A 26,191-nucleotide genomic window follows, 5' to 3' on the forward strand; every position below is an offset into this window, starting at 1 on the left:
CGCGCCGGTGCACTCGCCCCGAACGCTACCCGCCCGGACCGGTGACGCTCAGCCGGTCAGCACCAGTCCCAGGTAGGACAGCGTGGTGACGATCTCCACGAGCGCCCCGAGCACGTCGCCGGTGATGCCGCCGAAGCGGCGTACCAGGTGCCGGAGCAGCCCGGCCGCGACGGCGAGCGCGCCGAGCACGGCGATCGGCCCCTGCCACGGACGGTCCGGCGCCGCGGGCACGGCCGCCAGCGCGACGGCGACCGCGCCGAGCGCCAGCGCGCCCCACCCGACGGTGCCGGCCACGAGCGCGCCCAGGCCCTCCGGCCGCGCGGCCGGCACGCCGCGCCGGCAGGCCAGGCCGACGGCGAGCCGCCCGGCCGCGGCCGCGGCGACCACGGCGGCGAACGCGGCGAGCGCGTCCCGCCCGGCCAGCTCCGCGAGCACCGCGCTCTGGAGCAGGAGTACGATCACCAGCGCGACCACCCCGAACGGGCCGACGTCCGGCTGCTTCATGATCTCCAGCGCGGCCGGACCACGCCGGTACGAGCCGAGCGCGTCCACGGTGTCGGCCAGCCCGTCCAGGTGCAGCCCCCGGGTGAGCAGCGCGCCCAGCCCCACCGTGACCACGGCGGCGACGAGCGGTGGCGCGAGCGCGCCGGTGAGCAGCAGCACCCCGCCGAGTACGGCGCCGAGCAGCGCCCCGACCAGCGGGGCGAGCGCCATCGCGGTGCCGGCGGCGGCCCGGTCGACCCGGCCGGCGCGTACCGGTGCGGTGGTGAACGTGGTGAGCGCCAGCCGGATGCCGTCGGCGAGCCGCGACTCAGTCGGCACGTCGGCCGGGGGAGACCGGCTCGTCGGACCCGATCGTGGTCGGTCCCGGCCCGGCCGGCTCCGGCTCGGCGAAGTCCGGTTCGTCGCCGGTCCGGCCGGCGTCGCTGTCGTAGCTGTCGTCGCCGCCCAGCGACGGGTGCGCCGGCAGCGTGGCGGCGAGCGTCAGCGCGGAGCGCAGCAGCGGCAGCGCGGCCAGCGCGGTCGCCCCCTCGCCCAGGTCGAGCCGCAGGTCCACCAGCGGGGTCAGGCCGAGCACGTCGGCGGCCAGTCGCACACCCGGACGGCCGCCGTGGTCGGGCAGCAGGCACCAGTGCCGCGCCTGCCCGGCCAGGTCGCGGCTGACCATCGCGGCGGCGGTGCCGACCGGGCCGTCCAGCAGCACCGGCACCTTACGGGCGGTGGCGCCCAGCAGGACGCCGGTGGCCAGCGCGATGTCGCCGCCACCCAGCTCGGCCAGGATGTCCTTGGCCTCGCGGGACGAGCGCCGGGTGCGGTGCAGCGCGTCCCGTACCGCCGCGCAGCGGACCATCCAGGCGGTGTCGTCGATCTCGCCCTGCTCGGTGATCACCCGGCCGAGCACGGTGGGCGGCTCCGCGCCCGCGGTGGCCGCGAGCACCGCCGCGGCGGCGGCCTCGGCGCCCGCACCGCACGCGGCGAGCACCAGCAACTGCACCCCCGCGTCGGCGGCCTGCTCGGCGAGCCGCCAGCCGTAGCGCAGCGCCGCCTCCACCTCGTCGCCGGGCAGGGCTGGGCGGTCCTCGATCGGCGCCGACGTGGGCGCCTCGACGATCTGCAGGTCGGCGTGGTTCTCGGCGGCCAGCCGGGCCAGCGCGCCCCGGCCGGCGCGGGCCTGCCGGGCCCGGCGGGCCGACTCACCGGCCGGCGCGCCGGCCGACACGCCGCCTTCGTGGTCGCCCTGGATCAGCAGTACGCGCACCGAGTCCCACGGCCGCGGCATCGAGGTGCCCTGGGTGGCGGCCGCGAAGCCGACCACCTGCTCCAGCACGCCCAGACCGGCGCCGGGAAGGTCGAGCGTGGCGAGCCGGTCCACCGCCTGCGGACCGGTGTAGTCATCCGGCATCGGCAGTTCCATGCCCGGCTGGATCACCAGGCCGGTGGCGATCATCGGCAGCGCCATGGTGGGGGCGGCCCAGTCACCCGTACCGGGCTCGTCGGACGTGGCCGGGGCGGGCAGCGGGGCGGCGGCGGGGGTGAGTACCTCGGGCAGCGTCACGTCCCCGGCGCCGAGGTCGGCCGGTACGGCCTGAGCCGGCGCGGTCCGGCTCGCGGCGGCTCCGGTCGGCGCGGCCTGGTCCGGCGCGGGCCGGGGTGCCGTGGCCCAGGATGTCGCGACCTGGGGCGCCGCGTCGCGGCTCGGCCCGGCCTCGGGCGACGTGCCGGCGGGCGGCACGGCGTGGGCGGGGGCCGGAGCGGCCGGCTTGAGCCATGTGGTCTGACCGGCGACCACCAGCGCGACCGCGTCGCAGGCGTCGGCGACCGCGCGGTTGGCGGCGCCGAGCGCGTCAGTGAACGCCCGGCCGAGCGGCGTGGTGGGCACCAGGGACAGGCCCACCTCGGGGCTGACCAGCACCAGCCGGGCGGTGCTGGAGCGCACCGCCGCGGCCAGCTCGGCGATCGTGGCGGTGTCGTCGGCCGGCTGGTGGGCCGGGTCGAGCAGCACCGTCACCCAGCCGCCCAGGTCGTCCACGAGCAGCGTCTCGTTCGGCCCGGCGGCGGCGATCACCTCGACCAGTCGGCCCGGGTTCGCGGCCGTCTCCTCGGTGGTCCAGCTCCCCGGCCGGCGGGCGCGGTGCGTCGCGAGGCGGGCCGCCCACTCGATGTCCTCGGGATCCCCGGCCGGGGCGGTCGCCACGTACCGGACCGTGGGCGCGTCGGCGACCAGCGACTCGGCGATCTCGGACTTGCCGGAGCGGATACCGCCGAGCACCAGGAGGGTGTGCCACCCGTCAACGGACATGCTCCGTACCTTAGATGCCGCCGCCCCGGCGGGGCAGTGAGAGGTGGCTCATCGCGGTCGGCGCTCGGGGGCCTCGAAGCGATAGTCGTTGGGATTCACGTCACCCGGCTTCGGATCCTCCTGCCAGGCTCCCTCGCCGGGGCGGGCGAGAAGCGCGTCGAGCAGTTCCTCCCGGTCCATCTCGTGGGCCGCCTCGATGCCGCCGCGTACCGCCATCGCCCGTATCTCCTCGGTGTCCATCTCCCGCAACGGCCGCATGGTGTCCTCCCTCGCTGACGACGTCCGGCGTGGATACCCCGCTGGTGACGGCCGAACCTTGCGGGCACCCGCGCGTCGGCCCGCGCCGGTCGAGGGGTGAAGCGTCGTGGGCGGGCGACTAGGCTTGCGGAGGTTTGGCGTCCTGCGGGACGACGGCGGCGAGGGGAGACGCGGCATGGCGTGGAGCTGGCGGTACGAGGGCACGAACGGCGACGCGGTCGACGGGCCGGACGAGTCGTTCACGAGCCAGGCGGACGCCGAGTCGTGGATCGGCCAGACCTGGCGGGAGCTCGCGGCATCCGGCGTCACCACCGTCGTGCTGGTCGAGGACGACCGGGTGGACTACCGGATGAGCCTGCAACCCCCGGCCGAATGACCGGCTACGACCGCCCCGGCGAGCCGCTGGTCCTCGGCGTGCCCCGGGCGGCGTTCCGGCCGAGCCCGATCTTCCTGGCCCTGGTCGCGCTCTTCGTGGCCAGCGGGGTGATGGCCTGGAACCGGTACGGCAACGTCCGGTTCGACGTGTTCCTCTTCGTGGTCTCCGGCTGGCTGGTCTCACTGTGCCTGCACGAGTACGCCCACGCCGTGGTCGCGTACCGGGCCGGTGACCGGGACATCGCCCACCGGGGCTACCTGACGCTCAACCCGCTGAAGTACACCAGCCCGCTGCTGTCGATCGTGCTGCCGGTGGTCGTGGTGTTGCTCGGCGGCATCGGCCTGCCCGGCGGCGCGGTCTGGGTGGACCGGCACGCCATCCCGGGGCGGCTGCGGCACACGCTGGTCAGCCTGGCCGGGCCGGCCACAAACGTGCTGTTCACGCTGGTGCTGGTGGCCGCGGTGGCGTGGGGCCCCGAGCTGGGCGGGCCGCTGGAGTTCTGGGCCGGTGTCGGGCTGCTCGCGTTCCTCCAGCTCACCGCCAGCGTGCTCAACCTGCTGCCGGTACCGGGCCTGGACGGCGGCAACATGCTCCAGCCCTGGCTCAGCCCCGCCTACCGGCGGATGTACGACCTGTTCGCCCCGTACGGCTTCATCCTGCTGTTCGCGCTGCTGTGGAGCCCGCAGATCAACCGGGCGTTCTTCGGCGCGGTGTTCGCCGTCGGCGACGCGCTCGGGCTGCCGCGGGAGCTGTACCAGATCGGCTACGCCCTGATCCGCTTCTGGCAGTAGCCGACCGGCCGTTCCCGGGCCGGAGCGAGCCGGCCCGGGAACGACGCGACGTCACGGACGCTGCGCCGGGCTCTCGGTCTTCGCCGGGTCCCGCTCGGTGACCGGCTCGACGATCTCGTCGATCGCCTTCAGCAGGTCGGCGTCGAGCTTCACGCCCGCCGCCTTCACGTTGTCGTGCACCTGCTCGGGCCGGGACGCGCCGACGATCGCCGAGGCGACGTTCGGGTTCTGCAGCACCCACGCGACGGCGAGCTGCGCCATCGTCAGCCCGGCCTGCTCGGCCAGCGGCTTGAGCCGCTGCACCCGGGTGAGCACGTCGTCGTTGAGGAACCGCGCGATGAAGTTCGCGCCGGACTTCTCGTCGGTGGCGCGGGAGCCGGCCGGCGGCGGCTGGCCCGGCAGGTACTTGCCGGACAGCACACCCTGCGCCATCGGCGACCAGACGATCTGACCGATGCCCAGCTCCTCGCTGGCCGGGATCACCTCGGTCTCGATGACCCGCCACAGCATCGAGTACTGCGGCTGGTTGGAGATCAGCGGGATGCGCAGCTCACGGGCGAGCGCGTGCGCCTCGCGCAGTTGCGACGCCTTCCACTCGGAGACGCCGATGTAGTGCGCCTTGCCGGAGCGTACGACGTCGGCGAAGGCCTCCATCGTCTCCTCCAGCGGCGTGCTGTAGTCGTACCGGTGGGCCTGGTAGAGGTCGACGTGGTCGGTCTGCAGGCGGCGCAGCGAGCCGTCGATCGACTCCATGATGTGCTTGCGGGACAGGCCCCTGTCGTTGCGGCCCGGCCCGGTCGGCCAGTAGACCTTGGTGAAGATCTCCAGCCCTTCGCGGCGCTCACCCTTGAGCGCGCGGCCGAGCACCGACTCGGCCCGGGTGCCGGCGTACACGTCGGCGGTGTCGAACGTGGTGATGCCGCTGTCGAGAGCGGCGCGGACGCACGCGAGCGCGGCGTCCTCCTCGACCTGTGAGCCGTGGGTGATCCAGTTGCCGTACGAGATCTCGCTGACCATCAGGCCGGAGCGGCCCAGGTGACGGAATTCCATGGCCCCGACCCTAGCCCTGGCCGGTCATCCCCGCCGTGCGGCTCACCCCGGCAGCAGCGCGTCCCGCATCCGGGCGCCGAGCCACTCCCGGAAGCTCTCCTCCGTCCACCCGCACCGCTGCACCAACGCCGCGTAGTGCGCCGGGTCGTTGTAGAACCACAGCGTGTCGACCGCGCGTCCGGCGCCCGCGCCGGCCCGTAGCGGACCGTCCAGGGTGAGCAGGTGGTCGACCACCATGGTGGCGCCCGCGCGCCGGTTGCGCAGCAGCGTCTCCCACAGTTCGGCCACCTCGGGCGCCTCGTCCGCCGCGCGACGCACCGCCTCGAACGCGCCGGCTGCGCGGTGCCCGATCAACGAGCAGACCCCGGCGTACGCGTCGAGCACCGCACCCTGGTCGGTCGCCTCCCAGACCGGCTGGAACCACGGGCGACGCGCCACCGGCACCGGCTCGTCGTCGCCGGCGAGCGCCTCGTCGAGCACCTGGTGCAGCAGGGCGGCCTTGGAGCCGAACGCGGCGAACACGGTGGGCCGGGCGACGCCGGCCGCAGCGGCCACGTCGGCCAGCGACGTGGCCGCGTAGCCGCGGGTGACGAAAAGTTGGGTCGCCGCCCGCACGACCGCCTGACGGGTACGCCGCGCGTTCTCCTCGCGCACCGTCGATCGGTAGGGGCGGGTCGCCTTGCCGTCCTTGACTCCAGCCATGACCTCGCGATACTAACAACGTATTCAGCATACTGCTGACTATCGAATATTGCTCCGTTCACCGAAATTGGGAGGCCGTCATGTCCATCCGCCCCTACCTGCTCGGGCCCCACGACGGCGAGGCGTACTGGTTCCTCGGCAACCTGTGCACCCTGAAGGCCGGCGGCCGGCACACCCGGGACCGGCTCACCGTCGCCGAGTTCGTGAACCCGCCCGGCTTCGCCCCGCCGCTGCACCGCCACCAGGTCGAGGACGAGATGTTCTACCTGCTCTCCGGCACCGCCCGGTTCCTCTGCGACGGCGATACGCTCACCGCCGGGCCCGGTGACTTCGTCCTGCTGCCGGTCGGGCTCGCGCACACCTTCGTGGTCGGCCCGGACGAGCCGTTGCGCGCGCTCCAGATCACCACCCCGGCCGGATTCGAGCAGTTCGCCGCCGAGGCCGGCGTACCGGCGCCCGAACGCCGGCTGCCCGACCCCGCCCCGATCGACCCGGCCGCGCTCGGGCACGCCGCCGCCCGCAACGGCATCGAACTGCTGGGCCCCCCGCCGTCGGCGTGAGGCGGGGGTCAGAGCACCGGGCTGGCGTCGGCGAGCAGACGGTCGATCTCCGCGACCACCGCCGCGCGGCCGGGATGCACCGGGTCGATGAGCGGGTCGCCGCGCCGGTCCAGCGCGCCCCACCGGCCCGACTCCGTGGCGACCATGAACGCCACCGGATGCACCACCACAGTCGGGTACGCCGGCGTGACCACCACCCGCCCGGCGCGGTCCACCACGCCCCGGCGGCCGGCCAGCTCGACCACGGCCAGGCCGTCGGCGGTGAACCCGTCCACCTTCCGTCCGTCGGCCAGCGGCGTGCCGAGACCGTGGTACCGGGTCGGCACCACCACCTCGCCGGTGAGGTCCACCGCGCCCCAGCCGCCGTTCTGCCGTACCGCCGCCAGTCCGTTGCGGAACGACCTGACCTCCTCGTACCCGGGCGGGATCCGCACGATGTTCATCCGGTCCACGGCCATCCAGCGGCCCTTGCCGTCCATCGACACCCAGGACAGCCCCTCGGAGAAGGCGCCCACCGCCCGGTAGCCGTTGTTCGCCTCGATCAGCGCCGCGCCGGACGTGTCGATCAGCGCCCAGCGGGACGCCTCCGGACGGCGTACCCAGGCCAGCCCTTCGTGGAACGGCTGCACCTCGGCGTACCGGTGCGCGATCACCATCTCGCCGTCGGCGTTCGCGTATCCCCAGAGCTGCTGCTCCTCGTCGAACGTCGCCACCGGGGGACGCGGCGCGCCGAGCACCTCCTCGGGCCGGCGCGGGGCCGGACCGAAACCGTCGGCGGCGGCCCGCTCCGCGACCGCGTCCAGCGCCACCTCGACGCGCGCGTTCATCGCCGCGTCCTCGCCGTGGCGCAGGTCCAGCGCCCGCTCGAAGTGCAGGCACGCCTCGGTCAGCCGTCCCTGGTCGTAGCAGCTCCGCCCGGCGTGCTCGTGCAGCAACGCGCGCAGCGGGTCCGGCAGCTCCGGCGAGTTCGTCTCGGCGAAGAGCCGGTCGGCCTCCGCGTGGTCACCCCGCCACCGCAGCGCCTCCGCGAGACGGGCCCGGGCCAACGCGGTACGCCGCAGCTCACCCGTCGTCTCCGCGTACGTGACTGCCAGCCGCGCGTCCCCGAGCGCGTCGTCCAGGTCGCCGAGGATCCGCGACGCCACCGCACGCAGGCTCAGCAGCCGGGCCCGGCCACGGTTGTCCAGTGTGGTGTCGAGCTTGCCGGTCAGGCCGTCCCGGATCAGCCGCAACTGCGCCGGATCGGGTGCCTCCTCGCGCAGCGTACGCGGATCCAGCCGCCAGCCGACCGCGGCGAGGGCCTGCTCCGGGTCCGCCGGGGGCGGCGGCGGTCCGGCCGGTTCGGCGTCCGCTTCGGTGTCCGGTTCTTGGGTACGGGGAGTCGGCGCGTCGTCGGTCTGAGCGGTCGGCTCGTCGGCGGGCTCGGGTGGTGCGGGCTCGCGGTCGTGCTCCGGGTCGACGGTTGTGGTGTCGGTGTGGGGTGCGGGCTGGCCGTCGGCCGCGGGCTCGGCGGGGGCGCGGTCCGGGTCACCGGTCGGTGCGGTCTCGCCGTCGGAGTCCTCGCCGGGCGCGGTGGCCGGGGTGTCGGCGGCCTGCGGCTGCGGGATCGTGATGCCGGCGGGCTCGATGCCGACGGGTGCCGATTGCGGGGTCGCGATGCTCGTGAGGTCGGCTTCGGCTCGGCTGCCCGGAGACTCCAGTGGCGAGGCGGTGATGTCGGCGCGGTCGGCGTCGGCCCGGGGGCTGCCGGTCGGCTCCGGTGTGGTGGCCGGTTCCTCGACGTGACCGGCCCCGCCCGGCTCGCCGGCTGTCTGGCTCCCGCCGCCAGCCTCTGAATCCGTGGCGTCCTGCCCGGCATCCACAGTGACCGGCGGCTCGGCGTCGGTGACCGGCCGGCCGCTTCCGGTGTCGGCGGACGTGCCGGTGGCGGGCATGCGGTTGCCCGCGTTCTCCCCGCCGGAAGCGGTCCCGTCCGGTGTGTCCAGGTGTCCGGCCGCCGGGTCCGCGGTGCTCGTGGATTCGTCGGTGTCGGCAGGGGCGCTCGGTGTAGCGTCGCTGGTTGCGGCGTCGGATGGCGTGGTGACGCCGGTAGCGGGCGGCGTCGAGCCGGTACCGGACCCGGCCTCGGCCACCTCGGGGGTACGAATCGTCGCCGGCTCGGCCCGGTCTGCCACAGATCTTGGTACGAAATGGCCCCCACGGGGGCCGGAATCTTCCAAGATCTCCGGCGGTTCCGGTGTCTGGGCGGGGGCGGCGGGCTGGCTGGGACGGAACCATGCCTCGGCGCCGGAGTCCGTGGCCGGGGAGGGCGGAGCGGTTGTCGCCCCCGGGCGGGGGTGCTCGGCTCGCTCCGATGGCTCGCCGGTCCGGCCGACAGCCGGGCCGGTTTCCGTCCGTCCTGTGCCGGGCGCGGGACGGGCACTGACGTCGGCGTAGGGCCGGTCGGCGTCAGGGGCCGACGTGGACGGAGCCTCCACCTCGGACTCGCGCCGACGACCGGCATCCACATCCGACGGCTTGGCCTCGGCGTCCGGTCCGGCCTCGGGCTCGCCGATGGCGCCGCTCTCCACGACTGGCCGGGGCGCGATCGGGGCCGGGTGCTCCACCGAGTCGGCGGGCCTGACGTCGGATTGCTGCTCGGCCGGTGTGGGTACGGGCGGCCTGCCCGCGGTCTGCTGTGCGGGCACGGAACCGGAGTAGGCAGGCGGTGCCGGGCGAGCCCTCGCGGGTTGCGCCGTGTTCACCGGGTCGGAAGAAGGCGGGCCGTGACGCTCGGCGGTCCCGTCCTGCGACGGCGTGGGCCGGGCCGCGCCCTCGCTCCGGTCCGTCGGTGCCGCGCCACCCGGACGCTGCGCTCCAGAAGTGGGCGCTCCGGACGTGGGCGCACGGGAGACGTGCGCGTCGGAAGGAGGCGGAACGGGGGTGACCGCGCCGGAAGCGGGGCTGCCCGCGCCAGGCATGTCGGCCTGCGGCGCGGCGGGGGCGGACGCTCCGGAAACGGGAGCGTCCGCGACGGGCACGCCGGCCTGCGGCGCAGGAGGTGCCGGACGCGGGGTGTCGCCGGTCCGAGGCGCGGCCGAGCCCTCCCCGGAACGCCCGGGCGTGGCCGGCGGCGGCACCGGATCGGGCCGTACCGGGGCGACCCGGGGACGGTCGTCGGGACGCATGTGTGCGGCGGGCTCGACAGGTGCCGTCTCCCGGCCGTCGGCGACCCGGGGCGGCGGGTGACCGGCCGGCCGCACCGGCCACTGCACCGGCGGCGCCGACCTGCGCTCGTCGGGCGGTGCCGACCTGCGCTCGTCCGGCCGCACCGGCCACTGCGGGGCACGGGTCTCGGGGCGGGTGGCGTCGGACGGCGGCATCGGGTACCGCTGCGGCGCCGGCCGCTCCACGGGCGGGCGCTGCCGTTCGTCCGGCCGGCGCGTGTCCGTCTCGGAACGGGGCCGCGGCTCGATGATGGGCCACTCGCCCTGGTGCGGGCGGGACCGGTCGACCGGCGGGCGCTGACCCTGCCACCGCTGGTCGGCGCCGGGACGCGGTGCGCCGTACCGGTCGGGCTCGGTCTGCGGAGGCCCGTTCTCGGGCGCCCGGCGCTGGGTCTCCGGGTACGCGGCGGCCTCCCGGCCCGGCGCACGTCCGTCTGCCAAGGGCCGGCCGTCCACCGGCTCACGCCGCTCCGCCGGGGGACGCCGGCTCGGGTCACGCCAGCCGTCACCGTCGGTGCCGCGCCAACCGTCCCGGCCCGGCTGGCCCCACCCGGCCGCGCCCCGCTCCAGCGGCGGCACGGCGTCGTCGCGCCGATCGGCCGGGCGCCCGGCGCCGTGGTCACGCCGCCCGTCGGACGGCGGCTCCCGGCGCTCGTCCGGGAAGCGGTCGCGGCGTCCGTCGGGCATGGACTCGCGGCGCCCGGCGGGGGAGTGGTCCCGCCGCGCGTCGGACGCCGAGCCCCACCGCTGTTCCGACACGGCAGGCGGGCCCTCGACCGGGGCGCGGCGTCCGTCGGCCTGGTGCGGGCGGTCGGCCCGGCGCTCGCCATGGTGCGGGAACTCGTTCGGCTCCGGCATCCAGCCGGGCTGGGACGGCCGGCGCGGTGCGGCCTCGGGGCGTACCCAGCGTTGGTCGAGCCGCTGCTCGGGCGGCGTGGGCGGGCCGGTGCGGCGCCGATCCTCCGGCCAGGGCCGCCGCCCGTCCGCGGGGTGCCCGCGGCGGTCGTCCGGAGGGCTGCCGGCGGGGCGCTGGCCGCCGTGATCCGTGGGCCCGGCCGGGTACGCCCCGCGGGACGTGGCCGGACCGGCCGGGCCGCCACCGCGTGGACCGCCGGACCCCGGCTGCTCGGCCCCGCGCGGACCGGCGGGACCGGTCGGGTACGTGCCATGTGGGCCGGCTGGACTGGTCGGGTACGTGCCGCGTGGGCCGGCTGGACTGGTCGGGTACGTGCCGCGTGGGCCGGCCGGACTGACGGGGTACGCGTCGCGCGGACCCGCGGGACCCACCGGGCCGGCGGGGTGCGGGCCGTGCGGACCGGCCGGGCTGACCGGGTGGAATCCGGCGGGACTGACCGGGTTCGCGCCGGCCGGGCTGACCGGATACGGATCGGTGTCGGGCGCGGGACTGACGGGGTGGAACCCCGCCGGGCTGACCGGGTGCGCGCCTGCTGGGCTGACCGGGTACGGGTCGGTGTCGGGCGCGGGGCTGACCGGGCGTACCTCGGCGCGGCCGAGTGCGGTACGGCGGCGCGGCGTCAGGTTCTCGATGCCGATGTCACCCGGGTAGCGCTGCCCCGGGAACTGCGGCTGCCACTCGTGGGTGGGCTCGGCGGCCCAGGCCGGTTCGGCCGGCTCGCGCCAGCTCCCCCAGCCACTCATCGGCAACCCCTCCGGCCGCTCGCGCGGGACGGCCCCGGGGCCGGCTCGCGTCGCTCGCTCACGGCGGTGTCACCTCATTGGAAATTCGCGCGCTGGGGCGCCGGACGTGCCGGTACAGTCGCCCGGTCCAGCACGTCGTGGCTGCGGAAGGAGGGTAACGGCGTGGGCTCGGTCACCGCCACTGTGGCACCACCCACCGGCGCACACGTTACCCCATGGTTTCGGACATTCGGCGCGATCGCGGCGGCCGGGTTCCGGCGGCACGCGACCTACCGTCAGGCCGCCGTGGCGGGGCTGTTCACCAACACCGTGTTCGGCTTCCTGCGCTGCTACATCTTCCTCGCCGCGACCGGCGCGGCCGGCACCGTGGCCGGCTACGACAGGGCGCAGCTCGCCACGTTCGTCTGGGCCGGCCAGGGGCTGCTGGCGGTGATCGCCATCTGGGGCTGGACCGACCTGGCCGACCGGATCCGTACCGGTGAGGTGGCTGCCGACCTGCTGCGACCGGTGCACCCGGTGACCAGCTACCTCGCCACCGACCTGGGCCGGGCCGGGTTCGCGGCGCTGGCCCGGCTGGTGCCGCCGCTGGTGATCGGCCCGTTCTTCTTCGCGGTGTACGTGCCCCGGCACTGGGCAACGGTGCCGCTGTTCCTGCTCTCCGTGCTGCTCGCGGTGGTGGTCTGCTTCGGCTGCCGCTACCTGGTGAACGCCACCGCGTACTGGCTGCAGGACGTCCGAGGGCCGATGATCCTGTGGACGCTCGGCTCGGGCGTGCTGGCCGGGCTCTACTTCCCGCTCGGGTTCCTGCCCGGCCCGCTGGAGACGGTCCTGCGGTACGCCACCCCGTTCCCCAGCATCCTTCAGGTGCCGCTGGACGTGCTGGTGGAGCGGGAGCCGATGTCCACCGGTCTCGCCCTGGTCGGGGTGCAGGCCGCCTGGGTGGTGGCGCTGCTGGCGCTGTGCCGGCTGGTGCAGCGCCGCGCCGAGCGCCGCCTGGTGGTCCAGGGTGGCTGAGCGCGACAGCGCGCCCAGGGTGGCTGAGCGCGACAGCGCGCCCGGGGCGGCTGAACTGCGGGCGTACCGGGCGCTGCTCGGCGCGCAGGCGCGTTCGCAGGCGGCGTACCGCACGTCGTTCGTGGTGGACCTGGTCGGCAACGTGGGCGCGACGGTGTTCGACGTGGTCACGGTCCTGGTGATCTTCGGCGTGACGCGGGAGCTGGGCGGCTTCACGCTGCGCGAGACGCTCGTCGTGGTCGGGCTGTCGGCGTGCGGCTTCGCCACCGCCGACCTGCTGGTCGGCAACATCGAACGGCTTCCCCGGTACGTGCGCACCGGCCTGTTCGACGCGGTGCTGGTCCGTCCGCTCGGCGCGCTGCCGCAGCTGCTGCTGATGGACCTGCCGCTGCGTAAGCTGTCCCGGGCCGTGTTCGGGCTCGCCGTGCTGCTGTTCGCGCTGGTCTCGGCGGGGATCGACTGGACACCGGGCCGGGTGGCGCTGGCGGTCGTCGCGCCGCTGGCCGCCGTGGTCTTCTTCGCCTCGGTCTTCGTGCTGACCGCGACGGTGTCGTTCTACTGGGTCGACTCGGGCGAGCTGGCCAACTCGGTCACCTACGGCGGGCGTGACTTCACCTCGTACCCGGTCACCGTGTACGGCGGCTGGTTCCGCGCGTTGTTCGCGTACGGGATGGGGTTCGCCTTTGTCAGCTACCACCCGGCGCTGGCGTTGCTGGGCCGCGCCGACCCGCTCGGCCTGCCGCCCTGGGCGGGCTGGGCCGCGCCGGGCGTCGCGGTGGTCGCGGCGGCGCTGGCCGCCCTGGCCTGGCGCGTCGGGGTCCGTCACTACCGGAGTACGGGGTCATGAGCGTCATCGAGATGGACGGGCTGCGCAAGGAGTTCACGGTCCGGGTCCGGGCCGGGCGGTTGCGGCGCGAGAAGCGGACGGTGACCGCCGTCGACGGGGTCGACCTGCGGGTGGAGCGCGGCGAGATGCTCGGCTACATCGGCCCGAACGGCGCCGGGAAGTCGACCACGTTGAAGATGCTCACCGGCGTGCTGACGCCGTCGTCCGGGCGGGCCCGGGTGTGCGGGCTGCGCCCGGTGGCCGACCGGACCCGGCTGGCGCTGCGCATCGGCGTGGTGTTCGGGCAGCGCTCGCAGCTGTGGTGGGACCTGCCGCTGCGGGACTCGTTCGACCTGCTGCGGCACGTCTACCGGGTGCCGGCCGGCGAGCACGCGGCCCGGCTGGCCCGCTGCCGGGACCTGCTCGACCTGGACGGGTTCCTGGACACCCCGGTCCGGCAGCTCTCGCTGGGTCAGCGGATGCGCGGTGAGCTGACCGCGGCGCTGCTGCACGGCCCGGAGGTGCTGTTCCTGGACGAGCCGACGATCGGCCTGGACGTGGTGAGCAAGCAGGCGGTGCGCGGTTTCCTGGCCGAGCTGGGCCGGGCCGGCGACACCACGCTGGTGCTCACCACGCACGACCTGGCCGACATCGAGCGGCTGTGCCGGCGGCTCGTGGTGATCGACCACGGGCGGGTGGTGCACGACGGGTCGATCGCCGAGCTGCACCGCCGGTACGGCTCGCGCCGGATGGTGGTCGCCGAGCTGGACGCGGCGCTGCCCGAGCCGCCGGTGCTGCCCGGCGCGCCGGTGCAGCGGGTGGAGGCGGACGGGCGTCGGCTGGTCTTCGCGCTGGAACGGGCGAGCGTCGCCGAGGTGGTGGCCGGGCTGGCCGGCCTGGCCACGCTGCGGGACATCTCGATCGTGGAGCCGGACATCGAGGAGGTCGTGGCGCGGCTCTACCGGGCGCCGGCCGCGGTCACGGGTGCTCCATGACGAGTACGGCGAACGTGCCGGGGGCCAGCGCCTCGTACCGGTGCGGGGTGTCGCCGGGGAAGGTGACGTAGTCGCCGGGTCCCAGCTCGACCGGGTCGGTCTCCGGGCCGACGCGCATCCGTCCGGCGGCGACCACGACGTGCTCGACGCTGCGCGGGGTGTGCGCCTCGGCGATCCGTACCGCGCCGGGTTCCAGCTCCATCACGTAGACGTCCCGCCGGGCGTGCGGCGCTCCGGCGGCGAGCAGGGTGGCGGAGAAGTCGGCGTGCTCGGACCGGATCCGCGGACCTTCGCCGGCCCGGACCACCCGCACGGCGGCGGCGGGTGGTTCGACCAGGCGGCTGAACGGTACGTCCAGCGCCACGCCGAGCGCCCAGAGCGTCTCCACGCTGGGGTTGCCGGAACCGGACTCCAGCTGGGACAGGGTGGACTTGGCGATGCCGGCGCGGCGGGCCAGCTCGGTGAGCGACAGGCCGGCCCGTTCGCGCTCGCGGCGTAGCGCGGCGGCGATGGTCGCGAGTGGGGGAGCGGGGTCGATCGCCATGTGTTCGCTCCAACGGTCGGTTTGTTCGGTTTGACGAACAAGCGTTCTCGCGTTCAGGATAATGGACATGCGTACGGCATACCGAACGGGCGACGCCCGGGTGCTCCGCGACGTCGCCGCCATCGGCGCGGCGATGCTCGCCGTGGGCGCGTCGTTCGGCGCCGTGGCGGTAGCCGCCGGCCTGCCCGCCTGGGCCACGCTCGCCATGTCCGCGGTCGTCTACGCCGGTGGCGCCCAGTTCATGGCGGTGGGGCTCGTCGTGGCCGGCAGTCCGCTCGCGGCGGTCCTCGCCGGCCTGCTCCTCAACGCCCGCCACCTGCCGTTCGGCCTGGCCCTCGGCGGCGCGCTCGGCTCCCGGCGCTGGCAGCGGCTGCTGGGCAGCCACCTGATGACCGACGAGGCGACCGCGTTCGCGCTGGCCCGCCCGGCCGGTCCGGGGCGGCGCCGGGCGTTCTGGCTCGCCGGGGTGCTGCTCTTCCTGGCCTGGAACACCGGCACCGCGCTCGGCGTGCTCGCCGGCGGCGCGGCCGGCGACCCGGCCGCGCTGGGACTCGACGCCGCGTTCCCGGCCGGGCTGGCCGCGCTGCTGCTGCCCAGCCTGCGCGACCGGGAGACCCGCCGGGTGGCGCTGACCGGCGCCGGCCTGGCCGTGCTGGCCACGCCGCTGCTGCCGGCCGGGTTGCCGGTGCTGCTCGCGCTCGCCGCGCTGGCCCTGCCGCTGCTGGCCCGCCGCCGCCCGCCCGCCGCGCCACCCCGGACCGCTGACGAGGCGGCTGATGATCGGAGCGTGCGGGCCGGGGAGGTCTCGTGCTGATCGCCGTGATCCTCGCGCTGGCCGCCGGCACCTACGGCTTCCGCGTCGCCGGGGTGCTGCTGCGGGACCGGCTGGACCTGCCCGAATGGGCCCGCCACCTGCTGCCGGTCGGCGCCGCCACGCTGCTGGCCGCGCTCGCCGCCACCGCGGCGCTCACCGAGGCCGGTGGCTTCGCCGGGTACGCCCGGCCCGCCGGGGTGCTGATCGGCCTGGTGCTCGCCTGGCGCCGGGCGCCGTTCGTGCTGGTCGTGGTCGCGGCGGCGGCCACCACAGCGGTGCTGCGCCTGCTCGGCGTGGACTGACGCCGGCCCTCGCACGAGAACGGCCCCGCACCGCCGGAGCGGGAAGGGGCCGATTTCGGAGCGGGGCCGGTCAGACCTTGTCGCCGATGTTCACCCGGGGCGCGGGAGCGCGCATCCGGCGGAACGTGATCGACCGCATGATCGCGTAGAAGTAGAGCGAGCCGAGCTTCTCGGTGCTCTTCGGGAAGCGCTCGCGCACCAGCCGCTTGATCTTCCGGGAGATCAGCACCGAGTCGATCAGCACGCCGAGCGCCAGCGCGCCCCACAGCAGGTTGGACAGCAGCCGCACGATCGGCGGCATGGCCTGGTTGGAGCCGACCAGCACGATCAGCGCGCCGCCGAAGAACCAGGTGCCGACCGTACGCCGGGAGTCGACCACGTTGCGGGCCAGCAGCCGCTCGGGCCCCCGGTCACGCGGACCGCCCTCGCGGCGGAACTCCGCGGCGGCCTCGGCGCGCGCGGCGCGGCGCTGCGCGCGGGCCTCCTCCTTGGTCAGCGGCTTGGCCGGCGCGGTCGGCCGGCGGCCGGCGACCGGGCGCTTCGGCGTGACCTGCCCGAGTTCCTTCTTGCTGGGCGTGTAGCCCCGGGGGCGGGCGGCGGAGGACTCCTCGTCGGTCGTCACAGTGGTGACGGACTCCTCGACGAGGTCGGCGGACTTGCGGCGAAACAGCGACGGCACGCGGCAAGGGTAGCCAACCGGCCGCGCCCGGTGCACATCACGGGTGCACCGGGCGCGGACGGTCGAGTGAACGGGACGCCTCAGGGACGCTCGACGTGCGCGCCGAGGTCGGCCAGCTTGGCCTCGAAGTCCTCGTAGCCGCGGTTGATCAGGTCCACGCCGTACACCCGGGAGGTGCCCTCGGCGGCGAGCGCCGCGATGAGGTGGCTGAACCCGGCCCGCAGGTCCGGGATGACCAGGTCGGCGGCGTGCAGCTTGCTCGGCCCGGCGATCACCGCGGAGTGCTTGAAGTTGCGCCGGCCGAAGCGGCACGGGGTGCCGCCGAGGCAGTCCCGGTAGACCTGGATGTTGGCGCCCATCGTGTTCAGCGCCTCGGTGTAGCCGAGCCGCTGCTCGTAGACCGTCTCGTGGACGATCGACAGGCCGCGGGCCTGGGTGAGCGCGACCACCAGCGGCTGCTGCCAGTCGGTCATGAAACCCGGGTGTACGTCGGTCTCCAGCGCCACCGCGTTCAGCTCGCCGCCCGGGTGCCAGAAGCGGATGCCGCCCTCCTGGCCGGGGCTGCCGCCGCGCGGCGGGCGCAGGTCGGTGACCTCGTACTCGCCGCCGACCGAGCGGAAGATGTTCAGGAAGGTCATCATGTCGGCCTGCTGGGCGCCCAGCACCTCGACGTGACCGCGGGTCGCCAGCGCCGCCGCCGCCCAGCTGGCCGCCTCGATCCGGTCCGGGATCGGCCGGTGGGTGTAGCCGTGCAGCTTCTTGACGCCCTGGATCTCGATCACCCGGTCGGTGTGCACCTTGATGATCGCGCCCATCTTCTGCAGCACGCAGATGAGGTCGATGATCTCCGGCTCGACCGCCGCGTTGCGCAGCTCGGTGACGCCCTCGGCCATCACCGCGGTGAGCAGCACCTGCTCGGTGGCGCCCACGCTCGGGTACGGCAGCGCGAACTTCGTGCCGTGCAGCCCGTTGGGCGCGGACAGGTGCAGGCCCTCCGGCGTCTTGTCGACGGTGGCGCCGAACTCGCGCAGCGCCTGGAGGTGGAAGTCGATCGGGCGCGGACCGATGTGGCAGCCGCCCAGGTCGGGGATGAAGGCGTGGCCGAGCCGGTGCAGCAGCGGGCCGCAGAACAGGATCGGGATCCGGCTGGAACCGGCGTGCACGTTGATCTGGTCGGTGCTGGCGCTCTCGACGTTCGAGGGGTCGAAGACCAGCTCGCCCTCCTCGTCGCCGTCGCTGACCTTGACGCCGTGCAGGCCGAGCAGACCGCGGACCACCTCGACGTCACGGATACGCGGCACGTCGAACAGCCGGCTGGGTGTGTCGCCGAGCAGGGCGGCGACCATCGCCTTGGACACCAGGTTCTTCGCGCCGCGGACGCGGATCCGCCCTTCCAGCGGAGTGCCTCCGTGTACGACCAGGACGTCGTCGGTCAACGCAACCTCCAGCGCGTTGGGTGCTGCCGTGTCTAGTGATGGGTGCACGAAGTTCATCGCTACCCGGAACGCGGTCATGGGAAAACGGGCCGCGTGTGTCGTCGCCCCGGCAGCATAGCCCTCCGTGACGAAAATGGAATCGGTCACATCACCAGCGAGGGCACGAACCGGGGTGTCCGGTGCGTTTACGTGCCAGTGGGGTGACCGAGGGTGATCACGCTCCCGGAAGCGCGAGCATCTGGTCCAGCGCCGACCGGGCGTGTCGGGCGGTCTCCGGATCGACGGTGATCTGGTTCACCACGCGGCCGGCGACCAGCTCCTCCAGCGCCCACACCAGGTGCGGCAGGTCGATCCGGTTCATCGTCGAGCAGTAGCAGACCGCCCGGTCGAGGAACATGATCTGCTTGTCCGGGTGGGCCAGCGCGAGCCGGCGTACCAGGTTCAGCTCGGTGCCCACCGCCCACGCCGAGCCGGCCGGGGCCGCCTCGATCGTCCTGATGATGAACTCGGTCGAGCCGACCAGGTCGGCGGCGTTCACCACCTCGTGCCGGCACTCCGGGTGCACCAGCACGTTCACGCCCGGCACCCGCTCGCGTACGTCGTTGACGCTGTCGAGCGTGAACCGGCCGTGCACCGAGCAGTGGCCGCGCCACAGGATCATCTTCGCGTCCCGCAGCTGCTCGGCGGTCAGCCCGCCGCCCGGCTTGTGCGGGTCGTAGAGCACGCAGTCGTCGAGCGAGAAGCCCATCTCCAGCACCGCGGTGTTGCGGCCCAGGTGCTGGTCGGGCAGGAACAGCACCTTGCGGCCCTGCTCGAACGCCCAGTCCAGGGCCCGCTTGGCGTTCGACGACGTGCAGACCACACCGCCGTTGCGGCCGACGAAGCCCTTGATGTCGGCCGAGGAGTTCATGTACGTCACCGGGACGGTCTCCGCCGCGATGCCCAGGTCGGTGAGCGTGTCCCAGGCGGCCTCGACCTGCGACAGCACCGCCATGTCGGCCATCGAGCAGCCGGCCGCGAGGTCGGGCAGGATCACCTTCTGCGCGTCCGAGGTGAGGATGTCCGCGCTCTCGGCCATGAAGTGCACGCCGCAGAAGACGATGTACTCCGCGTCCGGGCGCGCCGCCGCCTCCCGGGCCAGCTTGAACGAGTCGCCCGTCACGTCGGCGAACTGGATCACCTCGTCGCGCTGGTAGTGGTGGCCCAGGACGAACACCTTCGTGCCGAGCGCGGCCTTCGCGGCGGCGGCGCGGGCCACCAGGTCGGGGTCGCTCGGCGCGGGGAGATCACCCGGACACTCCACGCCACGTTCGGTGGCGGGGTCGCTGCCGCGGCCGAGGAGCAGCAGCGCCGTGGCGGTGTTGGACGGCTCAACCCAGGTCGAAGTCACGCCCCCATGGTCCCACAGCGCGACCACCGCGCAGCCGTCCTCGATGTGGCCTGCCACACTGCTGCGCATGCGCGTGCTGCTCTGCCCGGACAAGTTCGCCGGCACGTTGTCCGCCCCCGAGGTGGCCGCCGCGGTGGCCGAGGGCTGGCGGGACGTCGCCCCCGGCGACGAACTGCTGGTCCGGCCGCTGGCCGATGGCGGACCGGGGTTCGTCGAGGTGCTCGCCGACGCGCTCGGCGGACGTCGGCTGCCGGTGCCCACGGTCGACCCGCTGGGCCGCCCGGCCACCGGTGAGATCCTGCTCACCGACGACGGCACGGCGTACCTGGAGAGCGCCCAGGCGTGCGGCCTGCACCTGCTCTCCGACGCCGAACGGGACCCGAAGGCCACCACCTCGTACGGGCTGGGGCTGCTGGTCACCGCCGCGGTCGAGGCGGGCGCGCGCACAGTGGTGGTGGGGCTGGGCGGCTCGGCCACCAACGACGGCGGCGCCGGGATGCTCGTACCGCTGGGTGTCACGCCGCTCGACGACGCCGGCCGGGCGCTGCCGTACGGCGGCGCGGCGCTCACCGCGGTGGCCGCGCTCGACGGCGAGCCGCGGCTGCGCGGCGCGACGCTCGTCGCCGCCACCGACGTGGACAACCCGCTGCTCGGGCTGCACGGCGCGAGCAGCGTCTTCGGCCCGCAGAAGGGCGCCGACCGGGCCGACGTGCTGCTGCTCGACGCCGCGCTGACCCGCTGGGCGGACGTGCTGACGCAGCGCCTGCCGGGCTGCCCGCCCGGTCTGGGCGCGCTGCCCGGCGGCGGCGCCGCGGGCGGCCTCGGCGCGGCCGTGCTGGCGCTGGGCGGCCGGTGCGAATCGGGCATCGGGCTGGTCACCCGCGCGGTGAAGCTGGACGCCGCGCTCGACGCCGCCGACCTGGTGATCACCGGCGAGGGCTCGTTCGACCACCAGTCGCTGCGCGGCAAGGTGGTCGCCGGCGTGGCCGGCGCCGCCCGGGACCGGGGCGTGCCCTGCGTGGTGCTGGCGGGACGGGTGAGCACCGGGCGGCGGGAGGCCGCGGCGGCCGGCGTGACCGACGCGTACAGCCTGGTCGACCACTTCGGCGGCGAGGAGCGCGGGGGAGTGGACGCGGCGATGACCCGCCCGGCCGAGGGGCTGCGCGCGCTCGGCGCGCGGCTGGCCGGGCAGTGGAGCCGCTGACCGGTTCCGCTGGTCACGCCGCCGGGTGGTGACGCCGACGGCGGCGTACGATCGAAACGGACCACACCGGGAATCACTGGCGGACGTGCGGCGTTGGCCAGGACGTCCGGACCTATACCGCGCAGGGAGACTTCCACGTGACCACGCCAGCGCAGACCGAGTCGACCGAGGCCAAGGCCCCCAGCACCGTCGTCCTCACCGACGTCGCGGCGCAGAAGGTCAAGGCCCTGATCGAGCAGGAGGGCCGCGACGACCTGCGGCTCCGGGTCGCCGTGCAGCCGGGTGGCTGCTCCGGCCTGCGGTACCAGCTGTTCTTCGACGAGCGCTCGCTCGACGGTGACATCGTCACCGACTTCGACGGTGTCGAGGTCGTCGTCGACCGGATGAGCGCCCCCTACCTGACCGGCGCCACCATCGACTTCGCCGACCGGATCGACGCCCAGGGCTTCACCATCGACAACCCCAACGCGGGCAACTCCTGCGCCTGCGGCGACTCCTTCAGCTGAGTCGACGCACCGACCGCAAGCGGCGGGCCGTCCCGGTGGGGCGGCCCGCCGCTTCGTCGTACCCCCTGGGGGTGACGTCCGGATGTGCGCTGATCGACCGGTTGGTGACCGACCGCCGTCCGTCCGGTCCGGGGGCCGGTAGGCTGACCGCGCCGTGCTCCCGACCCCGAGGGTTGACATGAAGATCGCCGTGACCGGCTCGATCGCGACCGACCACCTGATGAGCTTCCCCGGCCGCTTCGCCGACCAGCTCATCGCCGACCAGCTCGACAAGGTCTCGCTCTCCTTCCTCGTCGACGAGCTGGTCCTGCGGCGCGGCGGCACCGCCGCCAACATCGCGTTCGGCATGGCCCAGCTCGGGCTGCGCCCGGTGCTGCTCGGCGCGGTCGGCGCCGACTTCGCCGACTACCGCTCCTGGCTGGAGCGCCACGGCGTCGACTGCGACTCGGTGCACGTCAGCGAGGTGGCGCACACCGCCCGCTTCGTCTGCACCACCGACACCGACATGTGCCAGATCGCCTCCTTCTACGCCGGGGCGATGAGCGAGGCCCGCAACATCGAGCTGCACCCGGTCGCGCAGCGCCTCGGCGGCCTCGACCTGGTGCTGGTCAGCGCCAACGACCCGGCCGCGATGATCCGCCACTCCGGCGAGTGCCGGGACCGGGGCTACGCCTTCGTCGCCGACCCGTCCCAGCAGCTCGCCCGGATGGACGGCGCGGACGTGCTCGGCCTGGTCGAGGGCGCCGACTACCTGATGACCAACGAGTACGAGAAGTCGCTGCTGCAGAGCAAGGCCGGGCTGACCGACGAGCAGCTGCTCGACCGGGTCAAGGTGCGGGTCACCACGCTGGGCAAGCAGGGCGTGGAGATCGCCGGCCGGGAGGTCGGCACGATCCGGGTGCCGATCGCGCGGGAGATCCAGGCGGTCGACCCGACCGGCGTCGGCGACGGCTTCCGGGCCGGGTTCTTCGCCGCGCTCGACTGGGGCGTCGGCCTGGAGCGGGCGGCCCAGGTCGGCTGCCTGCTGGCCACGCTGGTGCTGGAGAACTTCGGCGGCCAGGAGTACGAGGTCCGCCGCGACCTGTTCGTGAAGCGACTCGCCGAGTCGTACGGTGACGCGGCCGCCGAGGACGTCCGGCCGCACCTGCTGTGACCGGCGCGGCCGTCCCGTCGGGCGGGGTGGACCCGGAGGCGGTCCGCCCCGGCTCCGGCGGCCCGGTTCTGGTCGCCTTCGCCGGGCTGCCCGGCGTGGGCAAGACCACCCTCGCCGCCCGGGTCGGCGTCGCGCTGCGCGCCCCGGTCCTGCCGGTCGACCCGGTCGAGCGGGCCCTGCACCGCTACGGCCTCACCGGCGACGTGCCGGGCATGGCCGCGTACGGCGCGGTCGCCGGGCTGGCCGAGGTGCAGCTCGGTCTGGGGCTCAGCGTGGTGGTCGACGCGGTGAACCCGGTCGCCAGCGCCCGGGGCCTCTGGCACGACGTGGCCGAACGGGCCGGCGTGCCGCTTCGGGTGATCGAGGTGCACTGCGGCGACGAGGAGGAGCACCGGCGCCGGGTCGAGGCCCGCCCGCCCGAGGACGGCACCTGGGAGCTGACGCTGCGCCGCCGGGCCGAGTACGAGCCGCTGATCGGCCCCCGCCTGGTGGTCGACACCGCCGTGGCGGCCGACCCGCTGCCCGGCATCCTCGCGTACCTGAGCTGAGCGTCGGGCGTTAAGAAGGGTCCCTTCCTCTACCCGAGGCGTTAACAAGGGGCCCTTCCTTACACCCGGACGTCGTAGGCGGGCCCGTCGTGCGCGGCGAGGAACTCGTGGCCGCGCATCCGGCACCACGCCGGGATGTCCACCGCCGCCGCCGGGTCGTCGGCCAGCACCCGCACCACCGCGCCGGCCGGCAGCCCGGGCACCAGCCGGGCGAGATTGATCACCGGCAGGGGGCAGCGCTGCCCCCGGCAGTCCAGCACCTGATCCGGCTCGCTCACAGGTCGGTCACCCCCGCCTGCGCCCGCAGGTCCGCCACGATTCCGGGCAGCTCGGCCAGGAACCGCTCCACGTCCGCCTCGGTGGTCTCCCGGTGCAGCGACACCCGCACGTTGCCGTGCGACAGCACCCCCATCGCCTCCAGCACGTGCGACGGGCGCACCGTTGACGACGTGCACGACGAGCCGGAGGACACCGCGAACCCGCGCCGGTCCAGCGCGTGCAGCAGCGCCTCGCCGTCCACGTACAGGCAGGAGAACGTCACCAGGTGCGGCACCCGGTCGACCGGGTCGCCGACCACCTCCACGTCCGGCACCTCGGCCGCCACCCGCGCCCGGATCCGGTCCACCAGCGGGCCCAGCCGCGCCGCCTCGGCCGCCGCGTCGGCCGCCGCCGCGCGCAGGCTCGCCGCCGCCGCGACCACCGCCGGCAGGTTCACCACCCCCGGGGTACGCCCCGACTCCCGCTCGTCGGCCGGGTACGGCGACTCCCACCGGGCGCCCTTGCGCACCACGAGCAGCCCGACGCCGGGCGGCCCGCCCCACTTGTGCGCGCTGGCGCTCAGCACCGACCAGCCCGCCGGCAGTGGCGCCCGGCCGGCGAGCGGCGCCGCGTCCACGTACAGCGGCACGCCCGCCTCGGCGCACAGCTCCGCCGCGGCGGGCACCGGCTGCACCGTGCCCACCTCGTGACTGGCAGCGATCAACGCCGCGAGGGCCACGCCGGGCGCGGCCACCGCCGACGCCCAGGCGTCCAGGTCCACCCGGCCCAGCCGGTTCACCGGTACGGACACCGCCGCGCCGCCGGCGGCCGTGTGCCGCTGCGCGGCGTGCAGCACCGCCGAGTGCTCGACCGCCGAGTGCACAAGCGTCGCCCCGGCCCGCCGGCGCCCGGCCAGGCCACCGAGTACGGCGGCGTGCGCTGCCGCCGTACCGCTGGGGGTGAAGGACAGCTCGTCGGCGCGGACGCCGAGCGTCTGCGCGGCGGCCTCGCGCGCGGCGTCGAGGAGCTGGCGGGCCCGGCGGGCCGCCGAGTAGAGCCGGGCCGGGTCGGCCCAGCCGTCGTCCAGGGCGGCCAGCATCGCCTGCCGCGCGACCGGATGCAGCGGGGCCGCGGTGGCGGCGTCCAGGTAGACCGGGGAGGCGCTCATGACGTTCCACGCTATCGCCCGGTTACGCCCAAGATCCCCCCGATGGGGGTGGACAGCGACCCCAAGACGGCCTGGCCGGTCATGGTCGAGTAATCTGCGACCGTCGGTGACGCCTTTGCCGTCGGTGTCAAGGAGAACAACCGCCGCGGCGCGCTAGGGAGGCAGGACCAGGTGGTCGCAAGGAGTTCGGAGGTACGGCGCTCGGCCGTACGGGACAGCGCTTCCCCGGGGGCCGGTGGACGCCGGCGGCGTGGTGCTGGTCGAATCGCCGGGCTCGGTCTCGGCGCGGCGGCGCTGCTGGTCTCGCTCACCGGCTGTGACGTCGGCAAGGCGTTCGGCGGGTTCGGCTGGCCGCAGGGCGGCATCACGCCCGAGTCGCAGCGCATGTACGACCTGTGGATCGCGTCCTGCATCGCGGCGCTGGCCGTCGGTGTGTTCGTCTGGGGCCTGATCTTCTGGTGCGTGGTCCGCTACCGCAAGCGCGGCAACGAGCTGCCGGTGCAGACCCGCTACAACCTGCCGATGGAGTTCCTCTACACCATCGCGCCGATCCTCGTGGTCTCCGTGCTCTTCTACTACACCGCGGTCGTGCAGACCGACGTGATCAAGGAGTCGAAGAACCCGGACGTCACCGTCGAGGTCGTGGCGTTCAAGTGGAACTGGCAGTTCAACTACCGCGACGGCCAGGGCCGCGACGCCAACACCGTCGCCTCGGTGCTGGGCACCAGCGAGGTCATCCCGGTGCTGGTGCTGCCCAGCGGCCGCTCGATCCGGTTCGAGGAGACCAGCCGCGACGTCATCCACTCGTTCTGGGTGCCGGAGCTGCTGTTCAAGCGCGACGTCATGCCGGGCAACGTGCGCAACACGTTCGAGGTCTCCCGCATCGACCAGGAGGGCGCGTTCGTCGGCCGCTGCGCCGAGCTGTGCGGCAGCTACCACGCCTTCATGAACTTCGAACTGCGGGTCGTCTCGCCGGAGAAGTACGACCAGTTCCTCGCGGCCAAGAAGGCCGGCAAGTCGACCCAGGAGGCGCTCGGCGCGATCGGTGAGCCCGAGTACGCCACCGAGACGAAGCCGTTCGACACCCGGCGCGACGTGAACAACTTCAACCCGTCCGACGCCCAGGCCGGCGCGGGAAGCTGAGAGGTCCGGCATGAAGACCGAGTGGAAGATCTTCCTCACCATCGCCACGTTCCTCCTCGGCGCGACCATCCTCTACGGCGCCTGGACGTACGCGGACAGCGACGGCCGCATCGAGTGGATCGGCACCGTGGCGCTGCTGCTCTCCTTCCTGCTCTGCGCCATGTGCGGCGGCTTCTTCTGGTTCGTCTCCCGCCGTATCGACCTGCGCCCCGAGGACCGGCCGGACGGCGAGATCGCCGACGGCGCCGGTGAGGTCGGCTTCTTCAGCCCGGGCAGCTACTGGCCGTTCGCGTTGGCGCTGGCCGCCGCGATCGCCGGCCTGGGCCTGGTGTTCTGGCAGTTCTGGCTGCTGGGGCTGGGCCTGGTGACGGTCGTCTTCGCCACCTGCGGGCTGCTCTTCGAGTACTACTCCGGCACCCGCCGCACCGCCGAGCACTGACCCAGAGCGCCACGGCAGGCCCGCACCCCCTCCGGGGGAGCGGGCCTGCCGCGTTCCGCGTTCCCCTCCGCCGTCCCCGTTGATCATGAAGTTGACGGCACCGGCGGTCCTTTTTGTCCCCGCCAACCTCATGATCACCGCCCGTGCGGCCGGCCCGGCGCTCTGGCGCTCTCCCGTTCCGCCTCCGGTGCGCACCACCGGCTCACGCCGGACTGCTCCATCAGCCGAGAGCGCCGTTCCAGTTGGCAGGACCACGAGAGATCTTGGAAGAAAACGGTCTCCATGACAGCTGTCATGTCCCGGGACATGTGTCAACGGGAAGTCCCGATAGATGTGTCAGGGGTTGTGGATCGTGGGGGTGGGGGTGAGG

26 protein-coding genes are annotated in these 26,191 nt (G+C 74.5%); 14 read left to right on the top strand and 12 right to left on the bottom strand.

The features are described from left to right. Positions 1–48: 48 nt before the first annotated feature. The 3 genes from cobS to BAW75_RS23585 are packed head-to-tail and all read right to left on the bottom strand — an operon-like array spanning position 49 to position 3,058. On the bottom strand, positions 49–822 hold the full coding sequence (gene cobS, locus BAW75_RS23575) for an adenosylcobinamide-GDP ribazoletransferase (RefSeq protein ID WP_104114956.1): 774 nt from the start codon (positions 820–822) through the stop codon (positions 49–51). Continuing rightward, positions 812–2,800 carry a bifunctional adenosylcobinamide kinase/adenosylcobinamide-phosphate guanylyltransferase gene (locus tag BAW75_RS23580; protein ID WP_104114957.1) on the bottom strand — a complete coding sequence of 663 codons (1,989 nt, stop codon included), beginning with the start codon at positions 2,798–2,800 and terminating at the stop codon, positions 812–814. Before BAW75_RS23580 ends, cobS begins: the two co-directional genes overlap by 11 nt. Positions 2,801–2,848: 48 nt before the next feature. Then, positions 2,849–3,058: a hypothetical protein gene (locus tag BAW75_RS23585; protein WP_064448305.1), complete on the bottom strand. Its 210-nt coding sequence runs from the start codon at positions 3,056–3,058 to the stop codon at positions 2,849–2,851. A gap of 175 nt (positions 3,059–3,233) precedes the next feature. Here BAW75_RS23585 and BAW75_RS23590 point away from each other — a divergent pair, with 175 nt between their 5' ends. Both BAW75_RS23590 and BAW75_RS23595 read left to right on the top strand, forming a co-directional pair. Beyond that, positions 3,234–3,434: a hypothetical protein gene (locus tag BAW75_RS23590; RefSeq protein ID WP_043329344.1), complete on the top strand. Its 201-nt coding sequence runs from the start codon at positions 3,234–3,236 to the stop codon at positions 3,432–3,434. Further along, on the top strand, positions 3,431–4,225 hold the full coding sequence (locus BAW75_RS23595; RefSeq protein ID WP_043329346.1) for a site-2 protease family protein: 795 nt from the start codon (positions 3,431–3,433) through the stop codon (positions 4,223–4,225). The genes BAW75_RS23590 and BAW75_RS23595 overlap by 4 nt, the downstream gene beginning before the upstream one ends. A gap of 51 nt (positions 4,226–4,276) precedes the next feature. Here BAW75_RS23595 and BAW75_RS23600 read toward each other — a convergent pair whose 3' ends face one another. After that, on the bottom strand, positions 4,277–5,275 hold the full coding sequence (locus tag BAW75_RS23600) for an aldo/keto reductase family protein (protein ID WP_030500117.1): 999 nt from the start codon (positions 5,273–5,275) through the stop codon (positions 4,277–4,279). 42 nt (positions 5,276–5,317) lie between these two features. Continuing rightward, positions 5,318–5,977, bottom strand: coding sequence for a TetR/AcrR family transcriptional regulator (locus tag BAW75_RS23605; RefSeq protein WP_104114958.1), 660 nt, complete (start codon positions 5,975–5,977; stop codon positions 5,318–5,320). Positions 5,978–6,057: 80 nt separating this feature from the next. Between BAW75_RS23605 and BAW75_RS23610 the strand changes: the two genes are divergently transcribed. After that, the gene (locus BAW75_RS23610; protein ID WP_104114959.1) at positions 6,058–6,537 is read left to right on the top strand and encodes a cupin domain-containing protein; all 480 of its coding nucleotides are present in this window, start codon (positions 6,058–6,060) and stop codon (positions 6,535–6,537) included. Between the two features lie 8 nt (positions 6,538–6,545). Here the strand turns inward: BAW75_RS23610 and BAW75_RS33045 are convergent, their stop codons facing one another. Continuing rightward, positions 6,546–11,402, bottom strand: a complete 4,857-nt coding sequence (locus BAW75_RS33045) for a WG repeat-containing protein (RefSeq protein WP_244206237.1) — start codon at positions 11,400–11,402, stop codon at positions 6,546–6,548. A gap of 162 nt (positions 11,403–11,564) precedes the next feature. Between BAW75_RS33045 and BAW75_RS23625 the strand changes: the two genes are divergently transcribed. The 3 genes from BAW75_RS23625 to BAW75_RS23635 are packed head-to-tail and all read left to right on the top strand — an operon-like array spanning position 11,565 to position 14,237. Beyond that, positions 11,565–12,416, top strand: a complete 852-nt coding sequence (locus BAW75_RS23625) for an ABC transporter permease (RefSeq protein ID WP_064448306.1) — start codon at positions 11,565–11,567, stop codon at positions 12,414–12,416. A 19-nt stretch (positions 12,417–12,435) separates the two neighbouring features. Continuing rightward, positions 12,436–13,263, top strand: coding sequence for an ABC transporter permease (locus BAW75_RS23630; protein WP_244206238.1), 828 nt, complete (start codon positions 12,436–12,438; stop codon positions 13,261–13,263). Continuing rightward, the gene (locus tag BAW75_RS23635) at positions 13,260–14,237 is read left to right on the top strand and encodes an ABC transporter ATP-binding protein (RefSeq protein WP_064448308.1); all 978 of its coding nucleotides are present in this window, start codon (positions 13,260–13,262) and stop codon (positions 14,235–14,237) included. Before BAW75_RS23630 ends, BAW75_RS23635 begins: the two co-directional genes overlap by 4 nt. On the opposite strand, the gene BAW75_RS23640 is transcribed toward BAW75_RS23635, so the two are convergent. After that, complete coding sequence (locus BAW75_RS23640; protein ID WP_043329354.1) at positions 14,221–14,781, bottom strand: helix-turn-helix domain-containing protein; 561 nt, start codon at positions 14,779–14,781, stop codon at positions 14,221–14,223. The genes BAW75_RS23635 and BAW75_RS23640 overlap by 17 nt on opposite strands. Positions 14,782–14,848: 67 nt before the next feature. Between BAW75_RS23640 and BAW75_RS23645 the strand changes: the two genes are divergently transcribed. Together BAW75_RS23645 and BAW75_RS23650 are read left to right on the top strand one after the other, a co-directional pair. Continuing rightward, positions 14,849–15,595, top strand: a complete 747-nt coding sequence (locus tag BAW75_RS23645; protein WP_069088990.1) for an AzlC family ABC transporter permease — start codon at positions 14,849–14,851, stop codon at positions 15,593–15,595. Next, positions 15,589–15,897 (top strand): AzlD domain-containing protein, encoded by a 309-nt coding sequence (locus BAW75_RS23650; protein WP_069088991.1) that lies wholly within the window; start codon positions 15,589–15,591, stop codon positions 15,895–15,897. Before BAW75_RS23645 ends, BAW75_RS23650 begins: the two co-directional genes overlap by 7 nt. A 70-nt stretch (positions 15,898–15,967) precedes the next feature. Here the strand turns inward: BAW75_RS23650 and BAW75_RS23655 are convergent, their stop codons facing one another. The 3 genes from BAW75_RS23655 to nadA form a co-directional block, all read right to left on the bottom strand. Beyond that, positions 15,968–16,576, bottom strand: coding sequence for a DUF3043 domain-containing protein (locus BAW75_RS23655; protein WP_104114961.1), 609 nt, complete (start codon positions 16,574–16,576; stop codon positions 15,968–15,970). Positions 16,577–16,656: 80 nt separating this feature from the next. Further along, entirely contained in the window at positions 16,657–18,012 is a 1,356-nt protein-coding gene (gene murA, locus BAW75_RS23660; protein WP_030500128.1) for a UDP-N-acetylglucosamine 1-carboxyvinyltransferase, read from the bottom strand. A gap of 214 nt (positions 18,013–18,226) precedes the next feature. After that, positions 18,227–19,402: a quinolinate synthase NadA gene (gene nadA / locus BAW75_RS23665; RefSeq protein WP_187693530.1), complete on the bottom strand. Its 1,176-nt coding sequence runs from the start codon at positions 19,400–19,402 to the stop codon at positions 18,227–18,229. A gap of 43 nt (positions 19,403–19,445) precedes the next feature. Between nadA and BAW75_RS23670 the strand changes: the two genes are divergently transcribed. The 4 genes from BAW75_RS23670 to BAW75_RS23685 all read left to right on the top strand — a co-directional run bounded on the left by BAW75_RS23670 (position 19,446) and on the right by BAW75_RS23685 (position 22,813). Beyond that, complete coding sequence (locus tag BAW75_RS23670) at positions 19,446–20,606, top strand: glycerate kinase family protein (protein WP_205797307.1); 1,161 nt, start codon at positions 19,446–19,448, stop codon at positions 20,604–20,606. A gap of 137 nt (positions 20,607–20,743) precedes the next feature. Continuing rightward, the gene (erpA, locus tag BAW75_RS23675; RefSeq protein ID WP_043329360.1) at positions 20,744–21,112 is read left to right on the top strand and encodes an iron-sulfur cluster insertion protein ErpA; all 369 of its coding nucleotides are present in this window, start codon (positions 20,744–20,746) and stop codon (positions 21,110–21,112) included. A 178-nt stretch (positions 21,113–21,290) separates the two neighbouring features. After that, on the top strand, positions 21,291–22,265 hold the full coding sequence (locus tag BAW75_RS23680; RefSeq protein ID WP_064448311.1) for a carbohydrate kinase family protein: 975 nt from the start codon (positions 21,291–21,293) through the stop codon (positions 22,263–22,265). Continuing rightward, a complete protein-coding gene (locus BAW75_RS23685; protein ID WP_043329365.1) occupies positions 22,262–22,813 on the top strand; it encodes a P-loop nucleotide/nucleoside kinase family protein in 552 nt (183 codons plus the stop codon). Before BAW75_RS23680 ends, BAW75_RS23685 begins: the two co-directional genes overlap by 4 nt. Positions 22,814–22,872: 59 nt before the next feature. Here BAW75_RS23685 and BAW75_RS23690 read toward each other — a convergent pair whose 3' ends face one another. Both BAW75_RS23690 and BAW75_RS23695 read right to left on the bottom strand, forming a co-directional pair. Then, complete coding sequence (locus tag BAW75_RS23690) at positions 22,873–23,091, bottom strand: sulfurtransferase TusA family protein (protein ID WP_043329366.1); 219 nt, start codon at positions 23,089–23,091, stop codon at positions 22,873–22,875. Next, positions 23,088–24,239 (bottom strand): cysteine desulfurase family protein, encoded by a 1,152-nt coding sequence (locus BAW75_RS23695; protein WP_104114962.1) that lies wholly within the window; start codon positions 24,237–24,239, stop codon positions 23,088–23,090. The genes BAW75_RS23690 and BAW75_RS23695 overlap by 4 nt, the downstream gene beginning before the upstream one ends. Before the next feature lie 171 nt (positions 24,240–24,410). Between BAW75_RS23695 and ctaC the strand changes: the two genes are divergently transcribed. Then, the gene (gene ctaC, locus BAW75_RS23700) at positions 24,411–25,382 is read left to right on the top strand and encodes an aa3-type cytochrome oxidase subunit II (protein ID WP_064445179.1); all 972 of its coding nucleotides are present in this window, start codon (positions 24,411–24,413) and stop codon (positions 25,380–25,382) included. A gap of 10 nt (positions 25,383–25,392) precedes the next feature. Then, on the top strand, positions 25,393–25,821 hold the full coding sequence (locus tag BAW75_RS23705; protein WP_064445180.1) for a cytochrome c oxidase subunit 4: 429 nt from the start codon (positions 25,393–25,395) through the stop codon (positions 25,819–25,821). Positions 25,822–26,191: the final 370 nt, after the last annotated feature.

It is taken from the genome of Micromonospora chalcea, assembly GCF_002926165.1.
Classification (GTDB): Bacteria; Actinomycetota; Actinomycetes; order Mycobacteriales; family Micromonosporaceae; genus Micromonospora; species Micromonospora chalcea.